Here is a 26433-nt window from a genome sequence, read left to right as displayed (position 1 = left end):
GCCGGGCGCCGCCGGAGGCCAGCACCCGGGCGCACTCGTCGGCGACGGCGAGGTGCCGGTCGCGGTCGTCGGAGCCGAGCCCGGCGGAGCCGTACCGGGTGGCGTCGAGCCGGGCAGCGTCGAGTGGGGCGGCGGCGAGTCGGGCGAGCAGCAGGCGGCCGATGCCGATCCCGGCGACGCCCTCGATCAGGTCCGCCTCCGGTGGCCCGCCGTCCGGTCCCCGGGTCGGCAGGTCCTCGCCGCCGTCCGGGCCGATCCCGGACCCGATCCCGACCCCGATCCTGGCTTCGGCGAGGAACAGCTCGACGCCGGTGCGGCCCGAGTAGAAGCTCGGCGACAGGCGCCGGGACTGGCCCGCCGTCCACCGCGCCAGGGCGTCGACGGCCTCCGGCACCCCGGGCCGGTGGAGGTGGTGCAGCAGCTCCAGGCCGAGGCCCGCGCTCCCGCCGTAGACGTCGATCGGCGTCGGCAGGGCCGCTCGGGCGGCGAGCACCGGGTCGGCGATCCGGAGGGCCTCGGCCACGCAGTACGCGGTCGTGTGCTCGATGATCTCCGCGAGCAGGCCGTCGTCGATCCGAGGCTGCGAGGGCCGCTCGGGTGGGCGCGCCGGGGAGACGGACGGCCGGCCGGTCCGGAGCCGATCCGCGCCGGCGGTGCGTTCCGCGGGGTCGAGACTGGTCAGTTCGGCGATCAGCGCCCGGAGCCGCCGGTGCTCCCCGCCGGGCAGCGCCCGGTCCAGGCCGGCCAGGGTGCGCTGCCGGTTGACGGCGGCGTCCTCGTCGACGATCACCGGGTCCAGGCCGGTGGCGGCGAAGCCGAGGGTGGCGCCCAGCGCGTGGTAGTCGTCGGCGGGTTCGGCGGGTTGGCCGGCCGGGCGCCGGACCGGGTCGCTGTAGCCGGGGGTGGCGCCGTCCACGGCGGCGCCGTCGAGCGCGCTGATCCCGAAGTCGACCAGCCGGCAGCGGCCTTCGGCGTCCAGCGTGATGTTGTCGGGCTTGAGGTCGCGGACGACCACGCCCCGCCGGTGGATGCCGTCCAGCAGCCGGAGCAGCCGGGTGGCCAGCTCGGCGAGCCGGTCGGCGTCGTAGGGGCCGTTCTCCTGGACGTCCCGCCGTAGGTCCCGGTCGCCGCAACTGGTCATCACCAGGTACTCGTCGGAGCGGTGCCGGAAGGAGTCGAGCGCCCGGGGGACCCCGGGGAGGCCGTCGAGCGCGGCGAGGACGGCCCGTTCGTTGCGCAGCCGGTCCCGGGCGTCCGCCCCGGACTCGTCCTCGGCCACGAAGGCCCGTGCCTGTTTGACCACCACCGCCAGCCCGGTGGTGAGGTCGACGGCCCGGTAGACGTTGCCCTGCGGTTTGCGCGCGATGCCGCCGGTGACCCGGTAGCGTCCGCCGCCGAGCCCGCCGAGCCCGCCGAGCCCGCCGAGCCCGCCGAGCCCGCCGAGCCCGCCGAGCCCGCCGAGCCCGCCGAGCCCGCCGAGCCCGTGGAGCCCACGGAGTCCGCCGGTCCTGCTGAGCCCGGCGGTCCCGCTGAGCCCGCTGAGCCCGGCGGCGGCCGGCGCCCGCGCCGCCCGGCGCTCGAACGGGTCCTCGGCCCAGGGCGGGCACCGGTAGGAACCGGCCGCCAGCCCGTCGAAGAGCCGGCCGTCCGGGCCGACCATGACGGATTCCAGCCGCCCGCCGCGCCCGGTCCGGTAGTCACCGGTGAACGGCCCGTACCGGTAGTAGACGGGTGCGTCGGGATCGACCCGCCGATCGCTGACGACCTGTGGCCCCTCCCACCCGCGCAGCACAGTGCCGAGCTCCTCGGCGAGCGCGACCGTGGTGCCCGGCGCCGGGTAGACGGTGATCGCCTTGCCGACCGAACCCGCGCCGCGCACCCCGGAGTTGAGCTCCCGCAGGACCTCCGGGCCGCGCGCCCACTTGGCGTGGCAGACGTACCGTGCCAGGACCGGCAGGGTGAGGCCGAGCACGGTGCCGAGTTCGCCGGGCCGCGCCGAGACGTGCAGTTTCCAACCGTGTTCCACCGCCGGCATCCGCGGGTCGGTCAGGTACGACCAGACGTCGTCGGACCAACCGTGGCGGCCGGCGATGGAACCGGTCACCGTCAGGAGTTGAAGTCGCAGGCGAGGCGGGTGGTGGCGGTCACCCACGGGTCGGCGAGACACGCGGTGGCCTCGCGGTCGGCACGGTCGTCGTCCTCGAACACGATGGTCTCGTCGTCGACCACCAGCGGACCCGCGTCGCGGATCTCCTCGGTCATGGTTCCGGGCATGTGTCGCCTCCAGCTCTTGTCGTGCCTCCGGTGAGGGTGCGGGTCGCGGCCGCTGCGGACGCTCAGGCCCGAGCGGGCCGTCCTCCCGAACCACGAAGGTAGGGAGGAACGTTCCGCCTGACAAGGGGTCAGGACGCATCAACTCCACTTCCCGCACACATCCATGGAGGAGTCGTGGACATGCCGCTGGTCGCCGCCGCCGCCCGGCTCAGGAGCTGACGCCGACCGCGTGCCGGAAGCTCGTCGGGTCGGTGACCAGGTCCAGCATGGCCCGGGCGACGTCGGCGCGCGGGACGGAGGACCCGGCCGGCCCGGACTCGACGGCGTGCCGGTAGTGGCCCCGGCCCGGCCCGTCGGTCAGTCGCGGCGGGCGGACGGCCGTCCAGTCCAGGTCGCTGTCGCGCAGTACGCGCTCCATCGCCTCCAGGTCGGTGTACACGTCCCGGAGCGCCGCCCAGAGCAGCGGGCCGAAGGCCTTCGCGGCGAGGAGGGACTGCCCGGCCCCGGAGCGGTTGAGCGGGGCGGCGCTGACCACCAGGATCCGGCGGACCCCGACGGCCGCCATCGCGGTGGCAGCCGCGCGGGCGGAGTTCGAGGCGGGCTTGAGCGGGTCCTTTCGGCCGGCCTGGCCGATGCCGGAGAGGACGGCGTCGACGCCCTCGACCACCGGCTTCAGGGGGGCGGGGTCGAGGGCGTCGGCCCGGACCACGGTCAGCCGGTCGTGCCGGACGGAAAGGCGGGCCGGGTCGCGGACCGCGGCCGTGACCTGGTGCCCGTCGGCGAGGGCGAGGGTGACCAGGTGGCGGCCGATGCCGCCGGTGGCGCCCAGAACGGCGAGTTTCATGACCCCTCCCAGGGGGTGGGTGAGTGCTCACTTCTTCTCCTTCCAGGGTGAGTGAGTGCTCACCCACCTGTCAAGGTAGGCTGGAGCCATGACGAACGAGGGGACGCACGAGGACGAACGGCCGCTGACCGGAGCGGCGCTGACCAGGGCGCGGGTGCTGGACGCCGCCGCCCGGCTGATCGGTACGGTCGGGCTGGTCCGGGCCACCACCAAGGAGATCGCCCGGGAGGCCGGCTGCTCGGAGGCGGCGCTCTACAAGCATTTCCGGGACAAGGAGGACATCTTCGTCCGGGTCCTGCGGGAACGCGCCCCCCGGCTGGCCGCCGCCGTCGCCGAACTCCCCGACCGGGCCGGGCAGGGCACGGTGCGCGAGCACCTGGAGGCGGTGGTCATGGTCGCCGTGCCGTTCTACCAGCAGTCGCTCCCGATGGCCGGCGGGCTGCTCGCCAGCCCCGAGCTGCTCGCCGCCCATCGCCGCAAACTCGACAACGCGGGCCCGCACCACGTCAGTTCACGCCTGGCGGACTACCTGCGGGCCGAACAGCGGCTCGGCCGGGTCGCCGCCGACGTCGACCCGGACGCCGCCGCGATGCTGCTGATCGGCGGCTGCTTCCACCGCGCCTTCCTGGAGGTCTTCTACGCCGGCGAGGGCCCGGCCGAGGCGCTGCGCCCCGCCGCCCTGGACGACTTCGCCACGGCGACGGTCCGGGCCGTGCTCGGCGGCATCCAGGCCCCGGCGGCCTGAGCCCGGCGTTCAGACGTCGGGGACAGCCGGATACGGGCACCCGGACCGAGGGGCCCGTATCCGGCTGAACGCTTCGGCGGCGGGTCAGCGCTGGAGGGTGAGGAGGCCCGGCCGCCACGGCAGTTGGTCGTAGGGACCGGTCGCGGTGGGGGACTTGCCCTGGTAGAGGAGCTGGAGGTGGCAGGGGTCGACGGTCATGGTCTGGTCGGGGTTGTTGCGGACCAGGTCGCCGTGGCTGATGTCGTCGGTCCAGGTGGCGCCGCTGTTGGCCCTGCCGGCGAAGGGGTGGTCCACGGTGGCGGCCTGCGGGGTCCACTGGCCGTCGAGGCTGGTGGCGGTGAAGGAGCGGAAGTAGCGCTGCTCGTTCGCGCCCCGGGCCTCGACGATCATCAGGTACTGGTTCTGGCCCTGGACCTTGTAGACCTGCGGTGCCTCGAAGAGGTTCTTCACCGTGTCGCTCATGACGGTGGTGTAGGAGGAGCCGAAGTTGCCGGGGAAGTTGCCGATGGGCATGCTCGCGCGGTAGATGCTGCCGTTGTCACCGGCGAAGAACAGGTACATGTTCCGGTCGTCGGCGATCAGGGTCTGGTCGATCGGGGCGGCGCCGGGGATGCCGCCGGTGAACAGCGGCTGCGGCGCCGACCAGCCGTTGGGGTTGGTGGGATCGCTGGAGGTGCGGTAGATGAAGGGCCACTGACCCCACTGGTACGCCAGCACCCAGATGTTCCTGGGCGCGAAGTAGAACAGCGTGGGCGCCACCGCGGGCTGGCTCATCCCGACCTGTCCGGTCGAGGCCATGTCCGACCAGTTGGTGAACGGGCTGAACATCATCGAGCCGTACGACGACCCGTTCACGTTCGACGCGTAGACCAGGTGCTTGCCGTTGACCACCACGTCGGTGAAGTCCTTGACCGAGGCCCATCCGTTCGCCGGCTGCGCCAGCGCACCGGTCGACGACCAGCGGTACGTCGACGGCAGGGAGCAGTTGCCGCCCGGCGGGGTCGAGGTCCCGGACAGGCCCGACCACTTCTGGTTGCCGCCGCCGTTGCACGTCCAGATCTCGACCGCCGTGCCGTTGGCCGTACCGGCGCCCGTGACGTCCAGGCACAGTCCGGACTCCACGCCGACGATCGTGCCGTCGGAGTTCACCCGCCACTGCTGGTTCGCGCCGCCGCTACAGGTCCAGATCTGCACCCGGGTACCGGCCGTGGTGGCATGGCCCGGCACGTCCAGGCACTTGCCGCCGTACACGGTCAGCTGGTTGTCGGAGGTCGACGTCCACAGCTGGTTGGTGCCGCCGGAGCAGTCGTAGATCTGCAGGGACGTGCCGTCGGCCTGGCCGGAGTTCGGCACGTCGAGACACCGACCGGAACCCGCACCGCGCAAGGCGCCGCCGGCGTCCGCCTGAGCGGGGGTTGCGACGAGCAGCGCCGCCAGCGCCGCCACGACCGCGACCACGGCGGTGAGCACCGCGGACAGCGGCCTGCGGCTGGAACTTCGTTCGTGCATGGGGATCTCCTTCGGAAACGGATGGAGCCGGCACCCGGCTCTGTCATCGCTCACCTGGGCGGGCGCGCGCCTGCCGTGGGCGCGCACCCGCGCAGCTCAGCTCAGTTGACGTTCCAGTGCTGGTTGGCGCCGCCGTTGGAGTCCCAGACCTGGACGGGCGTGCCGTTGGCGGTCTGGCCGCCGGGGAGTTCCAGGGCCCGGCCGCTGGCGATGTTGGTCAGCGTGTACGAGCCGTCGCCGTTGCGGTCGATCCGCCAGTGCTGGTTGGCGCCGCCGCTGGAGTCCCAGACCTGCATCTTCGTCCCGTTGCCCGTCTGGTCGCCCGGCTCGTCCAGGGCGCGGCCGCTGGCGATGTTGGTCAGCGTGTACGAGCCGTCGCCGTTGCGGTCGAGCCGCCACTGCTGGTTGGCGGCACCGCCGGCGTCCCAGACCTGGAGCGGGGTGCCGTTGCCGTTCTGTCCTGCGGGCTCGTCGAGGACGCGTCCGGCGGCCACGTCGGAGAGCGTGTACACGGTGCCGGAGACGATGCCGCCGCCCGGTGTGCCGCTGCCGCCGCCACCCAGGGCGGTGAGGACCGCACCGTAGGCGGCCTTCCTGGTGCCGTTGCCGTCGAACAGCAGCGGGTGCTCACCGCTGCGCCAGGAGTCGCTGTCGCGGATGCCCCACACCGTGATGCCCGTGCAGCGGGCGACGCCGAGGCAGGCCCGGACGGTGTCGGCGTACCCGGTGGCGGGTGCCTGGGCGATGTCGAGCTCGGTGATCTGGACGTCCACGCCGAGCGCGGCGAAGTTGGCCAGGGTGGTCCGGAAGCTCGCCGGCGGGCCGCCCGCGCCGAAGTGGCTCTGGAAGCCGACGCAGTCGATGGGGACGCCGCGGGACTTGAAGTCCTTGACCATGCGGTAGACGCCCTGGGTCTTGGCGTCGGACCAGTTCTCGATGCTGTAGTCGTTGTAGCAGAGCTTGGCCGAGGGGTCGGTGTTCCGCGCGGTGCGGAACGCCTCCTCGATGAAGCCGTCGCCGAGCACGTTCTGGAACACGGAACCGCGGTGCCGGCCGCTGCCGTCGTCGGCGAAGGCCTCGTTGACGACGTCCCAGGCGTAGATCCTGCCCTTGTAGTGGGTCATCTCGGTGGCGATGTGGTTGTCCATCACGCCGCGCAGGGTGTTGGCGTCGCCGATGGAGCCGACCCAGGAGGGGAGTTGCGAGTGCCAGACGAGGGTGTGGCCGCGCATCCGCTGGCCGTGCGCGGAGGCGTGGCCGACGATCGAGTCGGCGGGGCCGAAGTTGAAGTTGCCGCGGGACGGTTCGACGGTGTCCCACTTCATCTCGTTCTCCGGGGTGACCATGGTGAACTCCCGGTCCGCGATCGCGGTGTACGCGGGGTCGCCGAGCCGGCCCGAGGCCACTGCCGTGCCGAAGTAGCGGCCGCTGTCGGCTGCTGCCGCGCCCAGCGTGGTCGCGCCGGCGGCCTGGGCCGCGGGGCTCGCGGTGACGGCGGGGACCGAGCCGGCGAGCACGCATGCGGCTGCCGTCAGGGTCTTGCGGAGGAGGGGTTTCCTGGTGAGCCATGACATGACGGATCGTTCTCCTTGGGTGGGGAGGGCTGTGCACCGGTCGGGGGAGCCGGGGCGCCGTCCTGGCGGGTGGGCGCGTGCTACCCGGCGGACCGTTCCTGCTGGCGGACCGTTCCTGCCGGGCGGAGCGGGGCGCGGGTCCGCGATGTGGTGCCTGGTCCTGCCGTTCGGCACCTTCGGTTAGCGTTAACAATTCACGGCAGCCCCGGTGGCCGAGACGTTTCAGGGTCCAGCGGTCGTTCCATGAGGTGCCGGTTCGTGGTGGGGGATGTTCACGGAGGTGATCCGTTCTGCCGACGGGTGGGGGCCCAGCTCTGCGCCGGCGACGGGCCGCGAGGGTGGGGGCGGCCGGACGGCGTCGCGCGGTGGTGCGCGGAGCCGGCTCGGCGTCAACAAGACCGCGCCCGTGAGTGGTTGGCGCACGGGGCCGGGGCGCCAAGGCCACTCGGACTTGTCGACGGCGCCAGTGTTGGCCTGAGCCCGACAAGTTGTCAACGCTTTCGACTGAAACAGCGATAGTTTCGCGATCCGTATCGGTGCTCGTCGAGGCCCGCTCGCGGGCGCGGACGTCCGCGCCGCTCCGTTCAGGGCCGGCTGGGCGCCACGGCGCTGGAGCGCACCACCAGGGTGGTCGACAGTTCGAGGCGGGTGGGGGCCGCCGGTGCCGCCCCGGCGCGGAGGGAGAAGATCAGGCGGGTCGCCTGTTCGGCCATCTCGCGCAGGGGCTGCCGGACGGTGGTCAGCGCGGGGCTGGTCCACTGCGCGATGTCCAGGTCGTCGTAGCCGACCACGGACAGGTCCTCGGGGACGCGCAGGCCGCGGACCCGGGCGGCCTCCATGACCCCGAGCGCCTGCAGGTCGCTGCCGGCGAAGATCGCGGTGGGCCGGTCGGGGAGCTCCAACAGCCGTCCGGCCCGGGCGAATCCGCCCTCGGCGTGGAAGTCGCCGAAGGCGGTCAGCGCGGGGTCGACCACCAGCCCGGCCATGGTCATCGCGGAGCGGTAGCCGTCCAGTCGGGCCAGGGAGCAGAGGGTGTCCTCGGGGCCGGTGACGATGGCGATGCGCCGGTGGCCGAGCTCGATCAGGTGCCGGGTGGCGGCGAGGCCGCCGGCCCAGTTGGCCGAGCCCACCGAGGGCACGTCCGGATCGGGGTTGCCGGCCGGGTCGACGATCACGAACGGGATGGAGCGCGCGCGCAGTTGGCGCTTGAACTCGGGCGGCAGGCTGGAGAAGACCAGGACGACACCGAGGGGGCGCCGACGCAGCACCGCCTCGATCCACTCCGGCCCGGGGGCGTGGCGCGAACCGCTGTGGGTGACCACGACCGCCGCGCCGTGCTCGTTCGCCACGGCCTCGACGCCACGGAGGAGTTCCATCGCCCAGAGGCTGTCGAGCTCGTGGAAGACGATCTCGACGAGGGGTGCCTCACCGCCGCCGCGCGCGGCGCGCCGGTAGTCGTGGTCGCTCAGGACCTGCTCGACGCGGACGCGGGTGGGCGCCGAGACGTCGGTACGTCCGTTGAGGACCTTCGAAACCGTCGAAACGGAGACCTCGGCCTCCCGCGCGATGTCCGCGAGGGTCACTCGTCCCAGTTCATCGCCCTTGTCCATGGGGGCAGCATAAGGCACGCGTGGTACACGGCAGTTGGCCCATCGCGCCGCAGTATCCCCCCGCTCCGGGGGGTTGACCCGAAACATGTCCGCAACCTAGCGTCCCGGCCATGCGGTTATTTCGAGAATCGGGCCGAAACTTTAGGGGATCCCTGATGAAGAGACGCGCTCTCGCTGTGGCCATCGGCCTGGCCGCGGTCATGGCGGGGACGACCGCCTGCGACAGCGGCGGGACCTCCTCCGCCGGCGGGAACTCGGGCACGATCCACGTGCTGGTCTACGGGGACGCCAGCAACAAGGTCGAGAAGCAGTTGGTCGAGACCTTCAACAGGACGTCGAACATCAAGGCCGTCCTGGACACCATCCCCGGCGCGGACTACCAGGCCAAGCTCAACACCGTCATCAACACCCCCCAGGCGCCGGACGTCTTCTTCAACTGGGGCGGCGGCAGTATCCAGCCGTACGTGAAGTCCGACCTGCTGCTCCCGCTGGACGACATGATCGCCGCGGACCCGGGACTGAAGAGCAACTTCCTGCCCTCGGTGTTCAACACCGCGGTGATCGACGGCAAGTCCTACGGCATTCCGATGCGCGGCACCCAGCCCGTGCTGCTGTTCACCAACAGGAAGGTGCTGGCTGATGCCGGCCTGAGTGCCCCGAGGACCTGGGACGACCTGCTGGGCGTCGTCCGGGCGCTCAAGGCCAAGGGCATCACCCCGATCGCCCTCGGCGGCGGCGACCAGTGGCCGACCCTGATGTGGTACGAGTACGTCTTCGACCGCGTCGCGGGCCCCGAGCTGTTCCAGAAGGCGCTCTCCGGTGACCGGAGCGCCTGGGGGAGCGAGGACGCCAGGAGGGCCCTGGGCATGCTCAAGCAGCTGGTCGACGCCGGGGCGTTCGGCTCGAACTTCGACTCGGTCAAGTTCACCGACGGCGGCTCCCCGGCCCTGCTGGCCAAGGGCAAGGCGGGCTTGGAGCTGATGGGCTCCTGGGAGTACGCCACCCAGCGGGACGCCAACCCCGACTTCGCCAGGAGCGGCCTCGGATACGGCAGCTTCCCCGGCATCGCCGACGGCAAGGGCGACCCGGCCGACGTGGTCGGCAACACCAACAACTTCTACTCGGTGCTGAAGAAGAGCAAGCACCCCGAGGCGGCGGCCGCCTTCCTGAAGCTCATGTACTCCGACGAGTTCGTGAAGGCGCAGCTGGCGATCGGCAACCTGCCGACCACCACCAACACCGAGCAGTTCCTCGCCACCGCGGACAACCCCGACTACTCGAAGTACCAGTACGACCTGGTCAAGGCCGCCCCGTCGTTCCAGCTGTCCTGGGACCAGGCGTACCCGCCGGCCGCCAACGCGCCGATCCACACCGCCGTCCAGCAGTTCTTCGACGGCAAGCTCGACGTGGACGGCTTCATCAAGGCCATGCAGGCCCTCCCCGCTTCCTGAGACGGATCGCCATGAGTGCTTCCTCCTCGGTGTCCGGGTACGGTCGCCGTCTGCGGGCGCGGCCGCGCCGGACCGGCGTCGGGGTGACCCGCCCGGGCCTCGCCTGGGCCCTGCCCGCGACCGTGTTCTTCCTGCTGTTCGCGCTGCTGCCGCTGGTCCTGGTGGCGGTGCTCTCCTTCACCAGCTGGAACGGCGTCGACGCCCCCCGGTTCAACGGCATCGCCAACTGGACCAAGCTGCTGCACGACCCGGTGATGACGCGGAGCATCGGCCTGACCCTGGTGCTGACCGCGGCCGGCGTGGTCGTGCAGACCCCGGTGAGCATCCTGCTGGGCGTGTGGGCGGCCGGCCCCCAACGCAACCGAGCCGTGCTGTCCGCGATCTTCTTCGTCCCGCTGCTGCTGTCCGCGACCGCGGTCTCGGTGGTCTGGCGCGCCATCCTCGACCCCAACTTCGGCGTGCCGTCCCAGCTGGAATGGCTGTTCGGCGACGGCAATCTGATGGGTAGTCAGGGCAGTGCCATCGCGGTGCTCACCTTCGTCGGCATGTGGCAGTGGACGCCCATGCACGCGCTGCTCTACCAGGGCGGCGCCCGGGCGATCCCCCAGGTGCTCTACCAGGCCGCGTCGATCGACGGCGCCGGCAAGGTGCGGCAGTTCCGGCACATCACCCTGCCGCAGCTGCGCAACACCGTGATCACGTCGGTGGTCCTGATGCTGGTCGGCGGCCTCACCACCTTCGACACCGTCCTCATCCTCACCCAGGGCGGCCCCGGCACCGACACCACCAACAGCGCCTACTACATGTACCAACAGGCCTTCAAGAGCTTCGACTTCGGCGCCGGCTCGGCCATCGCCCTGGTCCTGGTGGTGGTCGCCACCCTGGTCTCGCTCGTCGTCGTGCGCCTGTCCGGCTACGACAGGATGCGCAGCACCGCGGAGGGACTCTGATGCGACGGCGTCCCAACCACCTCGCCGGGCTCGGCTCGCTGATCTGGCTGGCCCTGGTCGGATTCCCGCTGTACGTCCTGCTGATCGCGACGTTCCGGACCCGCTCCGACTACTCCTCGCGGGGGCCGCTCACCTTCCCCGCGCGGCTGACCCTGCAGAACTACCTCGACGACTTCTCCAACGGCTTCGGCCGGGACTTCCTCAACACGCTCCTCGTCACCGTCAGCGTGGTCGCGATCGTGCTGCTCGTGGTGCCCCCGCTCGCCTACGCGATCGTGCGGGCCCGGGGCAGGACCATCGGCACGGTCTTCCGGATCTTCCTGCTGGGGCTGGCGATCCCGGCCCAGGCCGTGATCGTGCCGATGTTCTACGTCATCAGCAAGGCCGGCCTCTACGACAACCTGCTCGGCATCATCCTGCCCACCGCGGCGTTCTGCCTGCCGGTGTGCACGCTGGTCCTCACCGGCGCCATGCGGGACATCGCCGGCGAGCTCTACGAGGCCATGGCCATGGACGGCGCCACCCCCGGGCGGGTGTTCTGGCAGCTGGTGCTGCCGCTGTCCCGGGGCGGCCTCTCGTCCGTCGTGGTCTTCGCCGCGCTGCAGGCGTGGAACGGCTTCCTGTTCCCCCTGATCCTCACCCAGTCGGAGCGCACCAAGGTGATCACCCTGGGCCTGTACGACTTCCAGACCGAGCACGGCGTCGACGTGCCCGGCCTGCTCAGCGCCGTCGTGCTGTCGACGCTCCCCGTCTTCATCGTCTACCTGTTCGCCCGACGCGCCTTGGTCCAAGGCCTCATGGGCGTCGGAGGAAAGTGACCGGCACTATGAACCTGGCCGTCCCGCCCCCCGCTGCGACCACCCGCTGGCGCGACCGCTCGCTCAGCCCCGAGGAGCGTGCGGACGCGGTGCTCGCCGAGATGACGCTGCCGGAGAAGCTGGCCCAGCTCGTCGGCGTCTGGGTCGGCGCCTCCGACGAGGGCGGCGACGTCGCCCCGCACCAGCACGACATGGAGGAGCCGCCCGCCCTCGACGACCTGCTCCCCTTCGGATTGGGCCAGTTGACCCGGCCCTTCGGCACGGTGCCGGTCGACCCGGCGCTGGGCGCGCTCTCCCTGGCCCGCAGCCAGCAGCGCATCGCCGCCGCGAACCGGTTCGGCATCCCCGCCCTCGCGCACGAGGAGTGCCTGGCCGGCTTCGCCGCCTGGGGCGCCACCGCCTACCCGGTGCCGCTCTCCTGGGGAGCCACCTTCGACCCGGACCTGATCCGGCGGATGGCCGCGGCCATCGGCCGCGACCTGCGCGCGGTCGGCGTCCACCAGGGCCTCTCCCCGGTCCTCGACGTCGTCCGCGACGCCCGCTGGGGCCGGGTCGAGGAGACCATCGGTGAAGACCCCTACCTGGTCGGCACGGTGGCCACCGCCTACGTGCAGGGCCTGGAGTCGGCGGGGATCGTCGCCACGCTCAAGCACTTCGCCGGGTACTCGGCCTCGCGCGCCGGACGCAACCTCGCCCCGGTGGGCATGGGCACGCGGGAGCGCGCCGACGTGATCCTGCCGCCCTTCGAGATGGCGGTGCGCGAGGGCCGGCCCCGTTCGGTCATGCACGCCTACACCGACACCGACGGCGTCCCCTCGGCCGCCGACGAGGAGCTGCTGACCGGACTGCTGCGCGACACCTGGGGCTTCGAGGGGACCGTGGTCGCCGACTACTTCGGCATCGCCTTCCTCAAGGTGCTGCACGGCGTCGCCGGAGACTGGGCCGAAGCCGCCGCACTCGCCCTGGCCAGCGGTGTGGACGTGGAACTGCCCACCGTCAAGACCTTCGGTGAGCCGCTGCTGCGCGCCGTCGAGGACGGGACGGTGCCCGAGGCGCTGGTCGACCGGGCGCTGCGCCGGGTGCTGGTGCAGAAGGCCCAACTCGGTCTGCTGGACGAGGACTGGGACGCCGTCCCGGCGGCGCTCGTCGGCCGGCCGCTGGACGATCCGCACACGCTGCGCGGCTCGTTCGACCTGGACCGCCCGGAGAACCGCGCCCTGGCCCGGGAGATCGCCGAGCAGGCCGTGGTGCTGCTGCGCAACGACGGCACCCTGCCGCTGCGCCGCCCCCGCCGGATCGCGCTGATCGGCCCCAATGCCGACACCCCGACCTCGGTGCTGGGCTGCTACGCCTTCCCGGTGCACGTCGGCAGCCAGCACCCCGGGATCCCGGTCGGCATCGAACTGCCCACGCTGTACCAGGCGTTGGCGGCCGAGTTCCCCGACAGCGAGATCCGGACGGCGGCCGGGGCGAGCGTCGACGGGCTCGACACGTCCGGCTTCGCCGAGGCCGTCGAGGCGGCCCGGCAGGCCGACGTCGTGATCGTCGCCCTCGGCGACCGGGCCGGCCTGTTCGGGCGCGGCACCAGCGGCGAGGGCTGCGACGTCGAGTCCCTCGAACTGCCCGGGGTCCAGCAGCAGATGCTCGACGCGCTGCTGGACAGCGGCAAGCCGGTCGTGCCGGTGCTGCTCGCCGGCCGCCCCTACGCGCTGGGCCGCGCGGTGACCGAGGCGGCGGCCCTGGTGCAGACCTTCTTCCCCGGCGAGGCCGGCACCGAGGCGATCGCCGCCGTGCTCAGCGGCCGCACCAACCCCTCGGGCCGGCTGCCGGTCAGCATCCCGGCCCGGCCGGCCGTGCAGCCCTCCACCTACCTCGCCGCCCGCCTGGCCGGACCCAGCGAGGTGTCCAGCACCGACCCGAGCCCCGCGTTCGGATTCGGGCACGGCATCGGCTACACCACGTTCGCCTGGACCGACCTGGAGGTGGAGCAGGCCGCCGCCACGACCGACGGCGAGCTCGGCCTCGCCTTCACCCTGCGCAACACCGGTGAGCGGAGCGGCAGCGAGACCGTCCAGCTCTACCTGCACGACCCCGTCGCCTCCGTCGTCCAGCCGGTCCTGCGGCTGATCGGCTACCGGCGGATCACCCTCGACGCGGGGGAGCGGACCAGAGTATGGGTCCGCGTCCCCGCCGACCTCGCGTCCTTCACCGGGCGCGACGGCCGACGCATCGTCGAGCCCGGCGAACTGGAGCTGCGGGTCGCCGCCTCCAGCACCGACGTCCGGCTCACCGCCACCGTCCGACTCGACGGCCCGGTCCGCGTCCTGGACCACACCCGGCGCCTGCACGCGGACTTCCACCGCACCTGACCCGCCACCGCGCCGGCCGCCGCCGGAACCTTCCCCCACACTCCTGGCAGACCCGACGGAGAGGTCCGATGTTCCGATCCCGCTCGTTACCTTCCCGCCTCCTGGGCATCGTCGCCGCGCTCGGCCTCGCGGTCGGCCTGAGCCTGCAGGCCGTGCCCCGGGCCGCAGCCACCCCGCAGGCAGCCACTCCCAGGGCCGCCGCCGCGCTGACGCAGATCACGGACTTCGGCACCAACCCGACCGGTCTGCTGATGCACCTGTACGTCCCGAACAACGTCCGGGCCAACCCGCCGATCCTGCTGGCCCTGCACGGGTGCCAGGGGTCGGGGCCCTACCTGTACTCCAGCACCGACTTCGCCTCGCTGGCCGACCGGTACGGGTTCCTCGTCATCTACCCCTCGACGAACCCGGGCGGAAGCTGCTGGGACGTCTCCTCCGACCAGGCGCTGACCCGCAACGGCGGCAGTGACCCGGTCGGGCTCCGGTCGATGATCGCCTACACGGAGCAGCACTACGGCGGCAACGCCGACGCCGTGTACGTGACGGGTGAGTCGTCGGGCGGGATGATGACCAACGTGATGCTCGCCGACTACCCCGATGTGTTCAAGGCGGGCGCGGCGTTCATGGGAGTGCCCTACCACTGCTTCCGCACCGGCTCCGTACGCGGCTGGAACCCGGACTGCGCCCAGGGCAAGGTGTCCATGAGCCCGCAACAGTGGGGCGGGCTGGTCCGCACCACGGGGGATCCCGGCTACACCGGTCCGCGTCCGCGGGTGCAACTGTGGCACGGCACCGCCGACCCGATCCTGAGCCACAACGACCTCGGTGAAGAGATCAAGCAGTGGACCGACGTCCTCGGCGTGAGCCAGAGCCCGTCGGCCACGGATACCCCAGCGGCGAACTGGACCCGTACGCGGTACGACAACAGCGCCGGCACCACCCAGGTCGAGGCGTACAGCATCGCCGGGGCCGGGCACCAACTGCCTGTCCAGGGAACCGCGATGGCCGCCGACGCGATCCACTTCATGGGTCTGGACGCGGGCTCCGCCGGCGGCGGCACGGGCGGCACGAGCGGCGCGCTGCACGCGGTGGACGCGGGCAAGTGCCTGACCGACGCGAACAACGCGACGCTGGGCACCCAGCAGCAGATCCGCACCTGCGACGGCGGCGCCAACCAGCGCTGGACCCGTACGGCGTCGAACCAGCTGACCGTGACCGTCGGCGGCAGCACCCTGTGCCTGGACGCCGACGCCAGGGGCACCACCGACGGCACCAGGGTGGTCGTCTGGTCCTGCAACGGCCAGGCCAACCAGCAGTGGCGGCTGAACTCGGACGGCACCGTCACCGGGGTGCAGTCGGGGCTCTGCCTGGACGTGGCCGGCCTGGCCACCGCCGACGGCACGCCCGTCCAGCTGTGGAGCTGCAGCGGCGGCAGGAACCAGCAGTGGACGCTCGGATGACCGGACGACGCCGCGGGCGTGCCGGTCGCGGTGCCCCGCTGCGGCCGTAACGCGCGGTCATGGGGTGCGGCACAGGCGGCCGCGCGCGACGGCCGGAGGTCTCCTGGGGCAGGTCACCGTCGAGCGCGCCGCGGCCGGTGTCGGAGTGGTCTGCCCGGCACCGGCCACGTCCGCACGGCTCCCCGTGGAGTGCTAACCGCCGGTCGGCGGGTGCAGCTCGCCGGTCCGGGCGACCCGGGCGTACCAGTGGGCGCTGGACTTCGGGGTGCGGGCCTGGGTGGGGTAGTCGACGTGGACCAGGCCGAACCGCTTCTCGTAGCCGTACGCCCACTCGAAGTTGTCGAGCAGGGACCAGGCGAAGTAGCCGCGCAGGTCCGCGCCGTCGGTCAGCGCCCGGTGGGCGGCCGTCAGGTGGGCGTGGAGGTAGGCGGTGCGTTCCGGGTCGTCGACCGTGCCGTCCTCGCCGATCTCGTCGTGGTAGGCCGCGCCGTTCTCGGTGACCATCAGGGGCAGGTCCGGGTGGCGGTGGGCCAGTCCGGTCAGCAGCTGGTGCAGGCCGGTGGGGTCGACGACCCAGCCCATCGCGGTCTGCTCGCCCGGTGCCTGGTGGAAGCCGACCCGGTCGGCGCCCGGCCAGGGGGAACCGGTGCCGGCGCCGTGGCCGTCCTCGCGGGCGGGGGCGGTGCCCTCGGCGGCGGAGACGACGGTGGTGGTGTAGTAGTTGACGCCCAGCCAGTCCAGCGGCTGGTGGATCTCCTTCGTGTCGCCGGCCCGGACGAACGCCCAGTCGCTGAGGTGGGCCGTGTCGGCCAGCAGGTCCTCCGGGTAGGCGCCCTCCAGCATCGGGCCGAGGAAGACCCGGTTGCCGACGGCGTCGATCCGGCGCACGGCGTCCTGGTCGGCGGCGGACGGGGTGAGCGGGCGCAGCGCGTGCAGGTTGAGCGAGACCGACAGCTGCGCGCTGGCGGGCAGCAGGTCGCGCAGTGCCGTGGCGGCCAGGCCGTGGCCGAGGTTGAGGTGGTGGGCGGCCCGCAGGGCGGCCACCGGGTCGGTGCGGCCGGGGGCGTGGACGCCGGCGCCGTAGCCGAGGAAGGCGCTGCACCAGGGCTCGTTGAGGGTGGTCCAGTGCTCGACCCGGTCGCCGAGGGCCTCGCCCACCAGCGCGGCGTACTCGGCGAACCGCTCGGCGGTCGTGCGTTCGGGCCAGCCGCCGGCCGACTCCAGCTCCTGCGGGAGGTCCCAGTGGTAGAGCGTGGCGACGGGGGTGATCCCGTTGGCGAGCAGCTCGTCGGTGAGGCGGCGGTAGAAGTCCAGGCCCTGCTGGACGACCGGGCCGCGGCCGGTGGGCTGGACGCGCGGCCAGGAGACGGAGAAGCGGTAGGCGGTCAGCCCGAGTGCGGCCATCAGCCGGACGTCCTCGCGGAAGCGGTGGTAGTGGTCGGCCGCGACCTCGCCGGTGTGGCCCCGGAAGACCTTGCCGGGGGTGCGGCAGAAGGTGTCCCAGATCGAGGCGGTGCGGCCGTCCTCGGCGGCGGCGCCCTCCACCTGGTAGGCGGAGGTGGCCGCGCCCCAGAGGAAGCCGGCCGGGAACCGGTGGACGGTGGGGGAGTCGGACATGGGGTCCCTTCTCGGGGCGGGTTTCGAGCGGGGTTCGGTTCTTGACTTCGAGCGGGGTTCAGTTCTTGACGGCGCCGGCGGTGATGCCGCCCACGATGTGTCTGCCCAGCAACGCGAAGACCAGTAGCAGCGGCACGGTGGAGATGAGCGCGCCGGTCAGCACGATCGCCTGGTCGACGCTGTGGTTGCCCGACCCAAGGCCGGCGAGCGCGACCTGGAGGGTGGGGTTGCCGTCCGGGGTGAGGGCGATGAAGGGCCAGAAGAAGTCGTTCCAGGCCTGGACGAAGACCAGCATGCCGAGGACGGCCATGGCCGGCCGCGCCACCGGGAACACCACGTGCCAGACGATCCGCAGGCTGTGCGCGCCGTCCACCCGGGCGGCCTCGACCAGCTCCACCGGCAGGGCCTCGACCAGGTACTGCCGCATGAAGAAGACCCCGAACGCGGCGACCAGCGAGGGCAGCACGACCGACTGCAGCTGGTCCACCCAGCCCAGGTCCGTGATGATCCGGTACAGCGGGATGACGCTGAGCTGCGGCGGGACGGTCATGGTGGCGACGACCACGGCGAGCAGCACGTTGCGGCCCCGGAAGGGCAGTTTGGCGAAGGCGAACCCGGCCAGGGTGGCGAACAGCACGGTGGACAGGGCCACCAGCCCGGCCACGACCGTGGTGTTGACCAGCGCCCGGCCCATGTGGACCTGGTTCCAGGCGAAGGCCAGGTTGTCGAACAGGTGCGGGCCCGGCAGCAGCGGCGCGGGTGCCTCGACCACCCGTTCGCCCGAGTGCGAGGCGGCGACCAGGTTCCAGTACAGCGGGAAGAGCGAGACCAGCGCGGCGAGCCCGAGCAGGACGTAGGTCAGCGGGCCGGCGTGGTGCTGGCGCCCGGCGGACGGACGCCACCGGGTACGGGTCGTGGATGCGGTGGTCATGGTTCAGCCCCTCCCGCGAGGGCGGCGGACACGGACGACGAGCGCCTGCACGGCGCCCATGGACAGCAGGAGCAGCAGCATCACCCAGGCGATCGCGGAGGCCTGGCCGAGCGCCCCGGTCACCCAGCCCTTCTCGTACATCAGCAGGCTGAGCGTCTGGAACTGGTTGCCGCTGCCGCCGCTGACTCCCAGGCTGCCGCCGAACAGCAGGGGCTCGCCGAAGAGTTGGGTGGCACCGATGGTGGACACCACGATGGTGAACAGGATGGTCGGGCGGATCGAGGGGACGGTGACGCTGAGGAACTGCCGGGCCCGGGAGGCCCCGTCGAGCGCCGCCGCCTCGTACAGGTCCGGTGGGACGGCCTGCATGGCGGCGAGGTAGATCAGCGCGTTGTAGCCCGTCCAGCGCCAGGTGACGATCGCCGAAATGGCGATCTGCGCGGGCCACTTGGAGGACTCCCAGTCCACCGGGTGGACGCCCGCCCAGCCGATCACGGTGTTGATCAGCCCGTAGTCGCTGTTGAACAGCTGGGCGAAGACCAGCGTGGCGGCGGCGATCGAGGTCGCGTACGGCGCCAGCACCGCGACCCGCAGGAAGCCCCGGCCGCGCATCGTGTAGTTGAGCAGGTGGGCCAGGCCCAGGGCCAGCAGCAGCTGTGGCACGGTGGAGATCGCGCCGATGGTGAAGGTGTTGCCGAGGGCGTTCCAGAAGAAGTCGCTGTCCCACAGGTCGGTGTAGTTGCGCAGGCCGAGCCACTGGGCCTGGCCGCCGAGCTCGACCCGGTGCAGGGAGAGCCAGCCGGTGTAGACCAGCGGGAAGAGGCCGAAGGCCGCGAAGCAGAGGAAGAACGGCGCGACGAAGGCGTACGGCGCGGCGCGGACGTCCCAGCGGTGCAGTCTGCTGCGCCAACGTGGGCCGGCCGCTGGGGTATCGGGGGCGATGAGGTCCACGTGACTACTTCTGGATCTTGTCGTCGATCAGCTTGTTGACGTTGGCCCACGCCTGCGCGGGATCGGTGCCGCGCTGCTCGATGTCGAGGATGCCGTTGTCGGTGATGAAGGTCTTCACCTGGCCGTCCCAGCGGCTGATCGGCACGGCCTGGATGCCGGCGGCGGCCTCCGAGTAGATCCGGCCGACCGGGGTGTCGCCGAAGAACGGCAGGGTGGCGTTGCGGACGGCGGGGGAGGAGAGGGTCTCCTTGGTGGAGGGGATGTTGCCGTTGACGGCGAAGACCTTCGCGTGCTGGGCGGGGGCGGTCAGCCAGGCGGCGAGTTCGGCGGCCTCCTTGACGTGCGGGCCGGACTTCGGGACGGCGAGGAAGGAGCCGCCCCAGTTGCCCGCCACCGGGGCGGGGGCGATGTCCCACTTGCCCTGGTTCCCGGGGCCGGCCTGCTCCTTGATGATCCCGGTCATCCAGCTCGGGCAGGCGACGGTGGCGAACCTGTTGTTCTTGAAGCCCGCGTTCCAGGTGCCCTTCTCGTCGAACTGCCGCAGTTTGGCGGTGAGTCCGCCGGTGGCCGCGCTGGTGGCGACGGACCAGGCCTTCTTCACCCCCGGGCTGTTCCGGTAGTCCAACTCGCCCTTGGCGTCCGCGTACTGGACCGGCTCGCTGGAGATGACGGCGTTGAACAGGCCGCTGGCCGAGTCATGGAAGGCGGTGCCCTCGGGCGCCTTCGCCTGGTAGGTGCGGCCGGTGTCCAGGAACTTGTCCCAGCTGCCGGCCCAGAGGGCACCGACCTGCGCGCGGTCGGTCGGCAGCCCGGCCTTGGCGAAGAGGTCCTTGTTGTAGCAGATCGCCATCGGGCCGATGTCGGTGCCGAGGCCGATGACCTTGCCGTCGGCTGTGGTGGCCTGCTTGACCTTCCAGTCCAGGAAGGCGCCGAGGTCCGCGCCGCCGGTCTTGCCGAGGTCCGCCCACTTGCCCGCCAGGGCGGGCCCGGTGGCCTCGGCGATGTAGCCGACCTCGACGGCCTGGATGTCGGCGAGGCCGCTGTCCCGGGAGAGCCGCAGCTTGAGCGTGTCCCAGTACTTCTGGCCGTCGGCCACGTTGGATTCGACGATCTTGATGCCGGGGTGCAGCTTCTCGTACTCGGCGTAGAGCTTGGCGCCGGTCTCGTTGTCGTAGCCGAAGGATCCGTAGGTGCCGATCCGCAGGGTGACGGTGGCGCCTGCGCCGCCGGCCTTCGTGCCGGTGCCGCTGCCGCAGCCGGCCAGCAGGGTGGCGCTCGCGGTCAGGGCGGCGAGCGCGGTGAGGTGCCGACGTCTGATGGTGATGGTGCCGGTGGTGCGCATTCCACTCTCCTCGTCCGGGGGTGGTGTCGTCCAGGGGTGGTGCGTGGGCTTGTCGGTGGCGGCCCATGGCACGCATGGGAGCGCTCCCATGCATGCTCGGAAGGTTCCTGCCTCAGCTCGGCCGGTGTCAAGAGATGAAGCCGAATTGCCCTCAGAAGCACCGCCGTTGGCAGGCCGCCGCCACTTCCTGAACGTGGCCGGACGATGGCGGTGCCGCGCCCCGGTGATCTACGATCCTCTGCCAAGCGGGCGCGAGACCGATGGTGGCGACGGAAGGCGCGTGGACAGTGGGCGGACGGCAGACCGGAAGGCCGACCCTGGAGGAGGTCGCGGCCCGGGCCGGGGTCGGGCGCGGCACGGTGTCCCGGGTGATCAACGGCTCGTCGCGGGTGAGCGAGCAGGCGAAGGAGGCGGTGGGCCGGGCGGTCGCGGAGCTGGGCTACGTGCCCAACCGGGCGGCCCGGGCGCTGGCCGGCAGCCGGACGGACGCGGTCGCGCTGGTCGTGCCGGAGACCGAGGCCCGGCTGTTCGCGGAGCCGTACTTCCTGGACATCATCCGCGGGGTGAGCGCCGAACTCGGCGCGGCGGACAAGCAGTTGCTGCTCACGCTGATCCGCACCGAGCAGGAGCGGCAGCGCTTCGAGCAGTACCTCGCCGCGCAGCGGGTGGACGGCGTGCTGCTGGTCTCCGTCCACCGGGACGACCCGCTGCCGGACCAGGTGCGCGCGCTGGGCCTGCCGGCCGTGCTGAACGGCCGCCGTTCGCCGCAGGAGCCGGTGGCGTACGTCGACTCCGACAACGTGGGGGCCGGCCGCTCGGCGGTGGAGCACCTGGCCGGGCGCGGGCGGCGTCGCATCGCCACCATCACCGGCCCGCCGGACATGGACGCTGCCCAGGGCCGGCTGGCAGGCTACCGTCAGGGGCTGGCGGCGGCCGGGCTGCCGGCGGACGAACAGCTCGTCGCCACCGGGGACTTCACGGAGGACGGCGGCCGCCGGGCGATGCGGGAACTGCTGGAGCGCTGCCCCGAGCTGGACGCGGTGTTCGCCGCCTCCGACCTGATGGCCGTCGGAGCCCTCGCCGTCCTGCGCGCCAGGGGCCTGGACGTGCCCGGAGACGTCGCGCTGGTGGGCGTCGACGACTCGCCGGTGGCCCGCCACCTCGACCCGCCGCTGACCACCGTCCGCCAGCCGATCGAGCAGATGGGCCGCACGATGGCCGGGCTCCTGCTGCGGCAGATCGCGGGCGAGGACGCGGAGCCGTCCCGGCTGGTGCTGCCGACGGAGCTGGTGGTGCGGCAGTCCTCCTGACCCGCCGGCCGTCCGGAGCCACGGGGCTCCGGACGGCCGGGGTTGCTCAACGCCGCGTCACAGCGCCGGATAGGCGTTCTTCAGCAGCTCCTGGAACTGGGCGGAGAACCACTCACCGGACAGCGGCGCGTCCGGCAGCGCACCGGACATGTGGTTGTTGTTCCTCGGGTTGCCGGTGTACGTCGGGTCGCACATCCCGTCGAAGCCCTTGCCGTCGTTGTTCGGGAGCTGCTTGCTGGCCCCGTCCGACTCGCCCGGCGGCTTCATCCAGACGTACGCGTCGATGCCCGGCGCCGGGGCCGCCTGCGGCCGTTCGCCGAGACCGGCGCCCGCCTGGTTGCACCAGTTGCCGGTGTTCAGCCGCCGGTCGTAGCGCCCGCCGTCGACATAGGCGTCGACGCTGGTGCGCGGCCCGGGCCCGGTCGGCCGGGCGGCGCCGCCCCAGCCGTTGCGCGAGGTGTCGATCAGCATCCCGAGCTTGGGGTCGAAGCCCAGCGAGACCAGCTTGGTGCGCAGCCCCTGCGCGTAGGAGAGCTCGTCGACGTAGCGGTTCCAGTCGACCCACTTGGACTGGCGGACGGAGGTGCCGTTGACGCTGTCGTCGATGGAGAAGTTGTCCTCCTTGAGCGCGCTGTAGTTCGCGGTGTTGACGATGAAGCCGTGGACGTCGGCGAGGGTGGCGCCCTCGGCGGTCGCCGCCTGCTTGAACAGCTCGGCGGACGCGCCGAGGTTGTCGTCCCAGCCCAGCCAGCCGTGGTGGCCGGCGTCGGCGTAGTTGTACACGTTGGGGATGGCACCGAGCTTCTTCAGGGCGTAGCCGATGCCCTTGATGTAGTTGCCGTTGGCCTTCATCACGTCGCAGGCGGGAGTGGCGGTGGCCCGCGGCGTGGTGTTGGTGACCAGGTTCGGCAGCGAGTCGAGCTCGACCGTGGTGACGATCCGCAGGTCGGCGTACTTGGGGTCGGCGAGGACGGCCGCGATCGGGTCGATGAACTCCGTCCGGTACCGGTCGATCTCGGTCGGGCCGAGTTCGCCGTTGGAGGAGAGGGCGGCGCAGTCCCGGCCGGGCAGGTCGTAGACCACCAGCTGGACGACGAGTTCGCCGGCGCCCTTCTGGCGCAGCGCCTCGTCGAGGTGGGCGCGCAGGCCCATCCTGCCGTTGGCGCCGGCGATGGCGGCGATCCGGTCCAGCCAGATGCCGGTGGGCTGGCCGGCGACCTTGGCGCCGCCGGGTTCGGCGGCGGCGTGCGCGGACCACTCGGGGTTCACGTAGACCTTCGCGCCGGCGTACGGGTTGTCGACGCGGGTGCCGGGCTGCGGGGTGGGCGTGCCGGTCGGGGTGCCCGTGGGCGTGGGGGTGCTCGTCGGCGTGCCCGTGGGCGTGGGGGTCGGCGTCGTGGTGGCGCCGTCGCAGAGCACGCCGTTGAGCTTGAAGGCGGTGGGCACCGGGTTGGTGCCGCTGTAGGAGCCGTTGAAGCCGAAGGAGGTGGAGCCGCCGGTCGCCAGGCCGCCGTTGTACGAGACGTTCCGGGCCGTGGCGTCGGCTCCGGACTGGCTGATGGTCGCGTTCCAGCCCTGGGTGACCTGCTGGTTGCCGGCGAAGGTCCACTCCAGCGTCCAGGCGCTCAGCGGGTCGCCGGTGTTGGTGACGCTGACGTTGGCGCCGAAGCCGGTGTCCCACTGGTTGGACACCTGGTAGTCGACCCGGCAGCCGGCCGCGGCGGCGCCCGCCGAGGTGGACAGCACGGTGGCGGTGGCGCCGCTCGCGGTGAGCAGGCCGAGGGCGGCGAGCAGGGCCGTCCGGCTGCTGCGCGGCCGGTTGACGGTGGGGCGGGTGGGGGTGGTGCGGCTCATGGTGGGGGTCCCTTTCAGTGTCCGTCGAGGGTGCGCAGGTGGTCGCGCAGTCCGAGGCCGAAGGCGGTGGGGGTGCCGTCGTAGGCGGTGATCAGGGCGGGGCCCGAGGAGCAGTCCCAGGTGTTCCAGGTCCAGCCCAGATAGGAGAGCCCGCGGTCGTCGGACCACTTCATGACGCGGTCGACGAACGCGTGCCCGCAGGTGTTCTCGCCGATCTCGCCCGCCACCAGCGGGACCCGGGCGGCGACCGGGGCCAGCGTGGAGTTCCAGCAGGACTCGTCGGCACAGGAGTTGACGTTGTAGACGTGCCAGGCGGCGGCCAGCTCGCCGGCCGGGTCCGAGGGGGCGTGGGCGAGCCAGCCGCTCAGGTCGTTCGCGTAGGCGATCCCGGGGACGAGCACGAGGTTGCGGGAGCCGGTGGCCCGGACGGCGTCCACGAGGTTCTGCATGCCGGCCACCTCGTAGCCGATGCCCGGGCAGGTGCCGCCGTCGCGCCAGCAGGCCCAGGCCTGTTCGGGGGTGGCGGTGGCCCGGTCCGGATAGGGCTCGTTGAACAGGTCGAAGACCACCCGGCGGTCGTCCTTGAAGGTGTTCGCCACCGAGGTCCAGAACGCCGGGGCGTACCGGGCGTCCGGCATCGGCTTCTGGCAGGAGGCGTGTACGTCCAAGCAGCCCGTCGAGTTGCCGGTGTACTGGCCGTACGTCCAGTGGAGTTCGACCACGGGGGTCATCCCGTGCGCGAGGACGCGGGCCACCAGCTCCTTGACGGCACCGACGTAGGCGGCGCCCCGGTACTCGGGTCGGATGTTGTCCAGGCCGAGCCAGCACTCCTCGTTGAGGGTGATCCGGACGGCGTTGGCCTTCCAGTCCGCGATGGCCTGGACGGCGGTGTCGTCCACCGGGCCGTCGAAGACGCCGTGGCCCTGGACGCACATGAACTCGCCACCGGAGCGGTTGACGCCGAGCAGGCGGCGGGTGGCGCCGCTCGGGTCGGTCAACCGGTTGCCGCTGACGCTCAGTTCGGGCGCACCGGTGGTCGGGGTGGGGGTGGGGGTGGTGGTCGGGGTCGGACTGGTGGTCGGGCCGGGGGACGATCCCGAACCGGCTGAGCAGGGAAGGCCGTTGAGGGTGAAACCGGTCGGGTCGGGGTTGGCGCCGGACCAGGAGGCGATGAGGCCGAGGGTGACGCTCGCGCCGGTCCCGAGCGAGCCGTTCCAGCTCTCGTTCGCGGCCGTGACGTCGGTGCCGGACTGGGACCAGGTGGCGCCCCAGCCCTGGGTGAGGTGCTGGCCGCCGGTGAAGTGGAAGCCGAGACTCCAACCACTGGTCGGTGCACCGTTGTTGGTGATGACGACAGCGGCCTGGAAGCCGCCGGCCCACTGGTTGACCGTGGCGTAGCCCACGGAGCAGCCGAGCGGAGCCGTGGCGCCCGGGCCCACACCCGCCGCGGCGGACACGGCAGTCACCAGGGTGAGGGCCGCGCCGCCGAACAGCGCTGTGAGGGGTGGGGGGTGTCGCATGAGCGACTCCTTGCAGCGAGGACGCGCCGCTCCCGGCGCGTCGACTGACGGAATCGCTCCCACTGGTGGGCACCGACCGTAGCGCCAACTGCCGCAAAGGAAAAGAGGAGTTGCCGGGATTGGCGAGCGGGGGAGTTCGACTCTTCAAGCCTCTTGACCGGTTCTCGGCGATCCCGCACAGTGGGAGCGCTCCCACTGGTCAAGCACTGTCGTAGAACGCCGTGCGGCTGCCCACGGCGCAACCGCAATCCGGTCGTGGGCAGCCGCACGGCGCCCGCGGATCCGGTCACCCCGTGCGGAGGTGCCGCCGTGTCGGGATGCCGACACGGCGGCACCTCCGCGTGGCACCCGATCAGGTCTGACCGGACAGGGCGGGGATCAGCCGCACGGCCTCCGGGGCGTTGGCGTTGAGCCGCTCGGTCCAGGTGGTCAGCGCGGTCCGGCAGGCGCGTCCGGCGATGCCGCTGAAGGCGGAAGACCGGTGACCTGTTTGCGATGCGACCCTTCGACGCCGCACATGCATGGTCGGCGGCGCGTGGAGGCGGTCACCGCCTCCGTTCTCGACCTTCACCCGGGGTGAAGCGATTGCCGGTGGCGGTCAATGACCTCCCGGTTTCACGTACACGTTGTTCGAATAGCGGGCACCGTCCTCTCCGAGGGGAAGAGCGTGCCCGACCCGTCGTCGGCTACCGGGCCGACGTGAAACCGCCCGCGACCGAGGCGCCGCCGCCCGCCGACTGGGCCTCCACGCGGTAGCCGTCGCCGGCGGCGCTGCGCACCCCGGTGGCGTGGTTGTACTGGCCGGCGAACTCGTGCTGCCCCGCCGGTACCGTACGGCCCGGCTTGAGCGTCCAGCGGTAGACCAGCGCGCCGCCGGACTCCTGGACGGTGACGGTGAAGTCGTCGCCCGGCAGGGTCTGCCAGGTGCCGGTGTTCCGTACGTCGCCGGTCTGGGCGGTGCGCAGTTCCACGGTGAGTGCGGTGAGCGGCTGGGTGGTCTTGAGGGTGAGGTTGTTCTGCCCCCAGTAGACGGTGCTGTGCGAGTCGATCGATCCCTCGGACCACAGCGGTCCGTTCTGCGCCCGGCTGCTCGCCGACGGGGTCGGGTGCGGACTGGGCGGGGCGGTGGCTGCCGGGGCCGGTGGCTGGGCGGTGGCGGCGGGGGGAGCCGACGGCTTCGGCGTCGACGCGGCCGTCGGGGAGGGGGTGACGGGAGCGGTGGTCGCGGGCTCCGGCGGCGGTGGGGTCCGGACGATGCCGGCCACGGCGAGACCGCCGGTGGCCAGGATGCCGGCGGCGGCGAG

At 72.2% G+C, this 26433-nt stretch carries 21 protein-coding genes; 7 read left to right on the top strand and 14 right to left on the bottom strand.

The genetic code is table 11. The annotated features are described in order from the left end of the window. The 3 genes from lanL to BG452_RS04190 form a co-directional block, all read right to left on the bottom strand. On the bottom strand, window positions 1-2104 hold a 2104-nt coding region (gene lanL, locus BG452_RS04200), incomplete at its 3' end, for a class IV lanthionine synthetase LanL (protein ID WP_188302779.1). Between the two features lie 2 nt (window positions 2105-2106). Beyond that, window positions 2107-2274 carry an SflA family class IV lanthipeptide gene (locus BG452_RS04195; protein ID WP_188302778.1) on the bottom strand — a complete coding sequence of 56 codons (168 nt, stop codon included), beginning with the start codon at window positions 2272-2274 and terminating at the stop codon, window positions 2107-2109. 208 nt (window positions 2275-2482) lie between these two features. Beyond that, window positions 2483-3118 (bottom strand): NAD(P)-dependent oxidoreductase, encoded by a 636-nt coding sequence (locus BG452_RS04190; RefSeq protein WP_188302777.1) that lies wholly within the window; start codon window positions 3116-3118, stop codon window positions 2483-2485. An 88-nt stretch (window positions 3119-3206) separates the two neighbouring features. On the opposite strand from BG452_RS04190, the gene BG452_RS04185 reads away from it, so the two are divergent. After that, entirely contained in the window at window positions 3207-3863 is a 657-nt protein-coding gene (locus tag BG452_RS04185) for a TetR/AcrR family transcriptional regulator (RefSeq protein WP_188302776.1), read from the top strand. Window positions 3864-3947: 84 nt separating this feature from the next. On the opposite strand, the gene BG452_RS04180 is transcribed toward BG452_RS04185, so the two are convergent. From BG452_RS04180 to BG452_RS04170, 3 genes are all read right to left on the bottom strand, one after another. Continuing rightward, complete coding sequence (locus tag BG452_RS04180; protein WP_188302775.1) at window positions 3948-5372, bottom strand: non-reducing end alpha-L-arabinofuranosidase family hydrolase; 1425 nt, start codon at window positions 5370-5372, stop codon at window positions 3948-3950. 101 nt (window positions 5373-5473) lie between these two features. After that, window positions 5474-6946, bottom strand: coding sequence for an endo-1,4-beta-xylanase (locus tag BG452_RS04175; protein ID WP_188302774.1), 1473 nt, complete (start codon window positions 6944-6946; stop codon window positions 5474-5476). A 584-nt stretch (window positions 6947-7530) separates the two neighbouring features. Beyond that, window positions 7531-8556, bottom strand: coding sequence for a LacI family DNA-binding transcriptional regulator (locus tag BG452_RS04170; RefSeq protein WP_188302773.1), 1026 nt, complete (start codon window positions 8554-8556; stop codon window positions 7531-7533). Between the two features lie 155 nt (window positions 8557-8711). Here BG452_RS04170 and BG452_RS04165 point away from each other — a divergent pair, with 155 nt between their 5' ends. The 5 genes from BG452_RS04165 to BG452_RS04145 all read left to right on the top strand — a co-directional run bounded on the left by BG452_RS04165 (window position 8712) and on the right by BG452_RS04145 (window position 15604). Next, on the top strand, window positions 8712-10007 hold the full coding sequence (locus tag BG452_RS04165; RefSeq protein WP_188302772.1) for an ABC transporter substrate-binding protein: 1296 nt from the start codon (window positions 8712-8714) through the stop codon (window positions 10005-10007). 11 nt (window positions 10008-10018) lie between these two features. Then, window positions 10019-10957, top strand: coding sequence for a carbohydrate ABC transporter permease (locus BG452_RS04160; RefSeq protein WP_188302771.1), 939 nt, complete (start codon window positions 10019-10021; stop codon window positions 10955-10957). After that, window positions 10957-11775 carry a carbohydrate ABC transporter permease gene (locus BG452_RS04155; RefSeq protein ID WP_188302770.1) on the top strand — a complete coding sequence of 273 codons (819 nt, stop codon included), beginning with the start codon at window positions 10957-10959 and terminating at the stop codon, window positions 11773-11775. Before BG452_RS04160 ends, BG452_RS04155 begins: the two co-directional genes overlap by 1 nt. A gap of 8 nt (window positions 11776-11783) precedes the next feature. Next, entirely contained in the window at window positions 11784-14144 is a 2361-nt protein-coding gene (locus BG452_RS04150; protein ID WP_188302769.1) for a beta-glucosidase, read from the top strand. 68 nt (window positions 14145-14212) lie between these two features. Further along, complete coding sequence (locus BG452_RS04145; protein ID WP_188302768.1) at window positions 14213-15604, top strand: PHB depolymerase family esterase; 1392 nt, start codon at window positions 14213-14215, stop codon at window positions 15602-15604. A gap of 192 nt (window positions 15605-15796) precedes the next feature. Here BG452_RS04145 and BG452_RS04140 read toward each other — a convergent pair whose 3' ends face one another. Genes BG452_RS04140 through BG452_RS04125 form a run of 4 tightly spaced genes read right to left on the bottom strand, consistent with a single transcriptional unit; the run spans window position 15797 to window position 20445 of the window. Then, entirely contained in the window at window positions 15797-17221 is a 1425-nt protein-coding gene (locus tag BG452_RS04140; protein WP_188302767.1) for a GH1 family beta-glucosidase, read from the bottom strand. 58 nt (window positions 17222-17279) lie between these two features. Then, the gene (locus tag BG452_RS04135; RefSeq protein ID WP_188302766.1) at window positions 17280-18152 is read right to left on the bottom strand and encodes a carbohydrate ABC transporter permease; all 873 of its coding nucleotides are present in this window, start codon (window positions 18150-18152) and stop codon (window positions 17280-17282) included. Between the two features lie 3 nt (window positions 18153-18155). Next, a complete protein-coding gene (locus tag BG452_RS04130; protein ID WP_188302765.1) occupies window positions 18156-19103 on the bottom strand; it encodes a carbohydrate ABC transporter permease in 948 nt (315 codons plus the stop codon). A gap of 4 nt (window positions 19104-19107) precedes the next feature. Next, window positions 19108-20445, bottom strand: coding sequence for an ABC transporter substrate-binding protein (locus BG452_RS04125; RefSeq protein WP_188302764.1), 1338 nt, complete (start codon window positions 20443-20445; stop codon window positions 19108-19110). Between the two features lie 260 nt (window positions 20446-20705). Here BG452_RS04125 and BG452_RS04120 point away from each other — a divergent pair, with 260 nt between their 5' ends. Beyond that, window positions 20706-21755 (top strand): LacI family DNA-binding transcriptional regulator, encoded by a 1050-nt coding sequence (locus BG452_RS04120; protein WP_188302763.1) that lies wholly within the window; start codon window positions 20706-20708, stop codon window positions 21753-21755. A gap of 57 nt (window positions 21756-21812) precedes the next feature. Here BG452_RS04120 and BG452_RS04115 read toward each other — a convergent pair whose 3' ends face one another. The 4 genes from BG452_RS04115 to BG452_RS04100 form a co-directional block, all read right to left on the bottom strand. Then, window positions 21813-23609, bottom strand: a complete 1797-nt coding sequence (locus BG452_RS04115; RefSeq protein ID WP_188302762.1) for a glycoside hydrolase family 6 protein — start codon at window positions 23607-23609, stop codon at window positions 21813-21815. Between the two features lie 14 nt (window positions 23610-23623). Next, a complete protein-coding gene (locus BG452_RS04110; RefSeq protein WP_188302761.1) occupies window positions 23624-25129 on the bottom strand; it encodes a cellulase family glycosylhydrolase in 1506 nt (501 codons plus the stop codon). 352 nt (window positions 25130-25481) lie between these two features. After that, the gene (locus tag BG452_RS04105) at window positions 25482-25700 is read right to left on the bottom strand and encodes a hypothetical protein (RefSeq protein WP_188302760.1); all 219 of its coding nucleotides are present in this window, start codon (window positions 25698-25700) and stop codon (window positions 25482-25484) included. A gap of 115 nt (window positions 25701-25815) precedes the next feature. Then, window positions 25816-26433 (bottom strand): hypothetical protein (locus tag BG452_RS04100; RefSeq protein ID WP_188302759.1); only part of this gene is annotated, 618 nt, incomplete at its 5' end.

This window comes from Streptomyces sp. CBMA123 (genome assembly GCF_014596465.1).
Classification (GTDB): domain Bacteria; phylum Actinomycetota; class Actinomycetes; order Streptomycetales; family Streptomycetaceae; genus Kitasatospora.
This window is presented reverse-complemented; position numbering and strand designations above follow the sequence as displayed.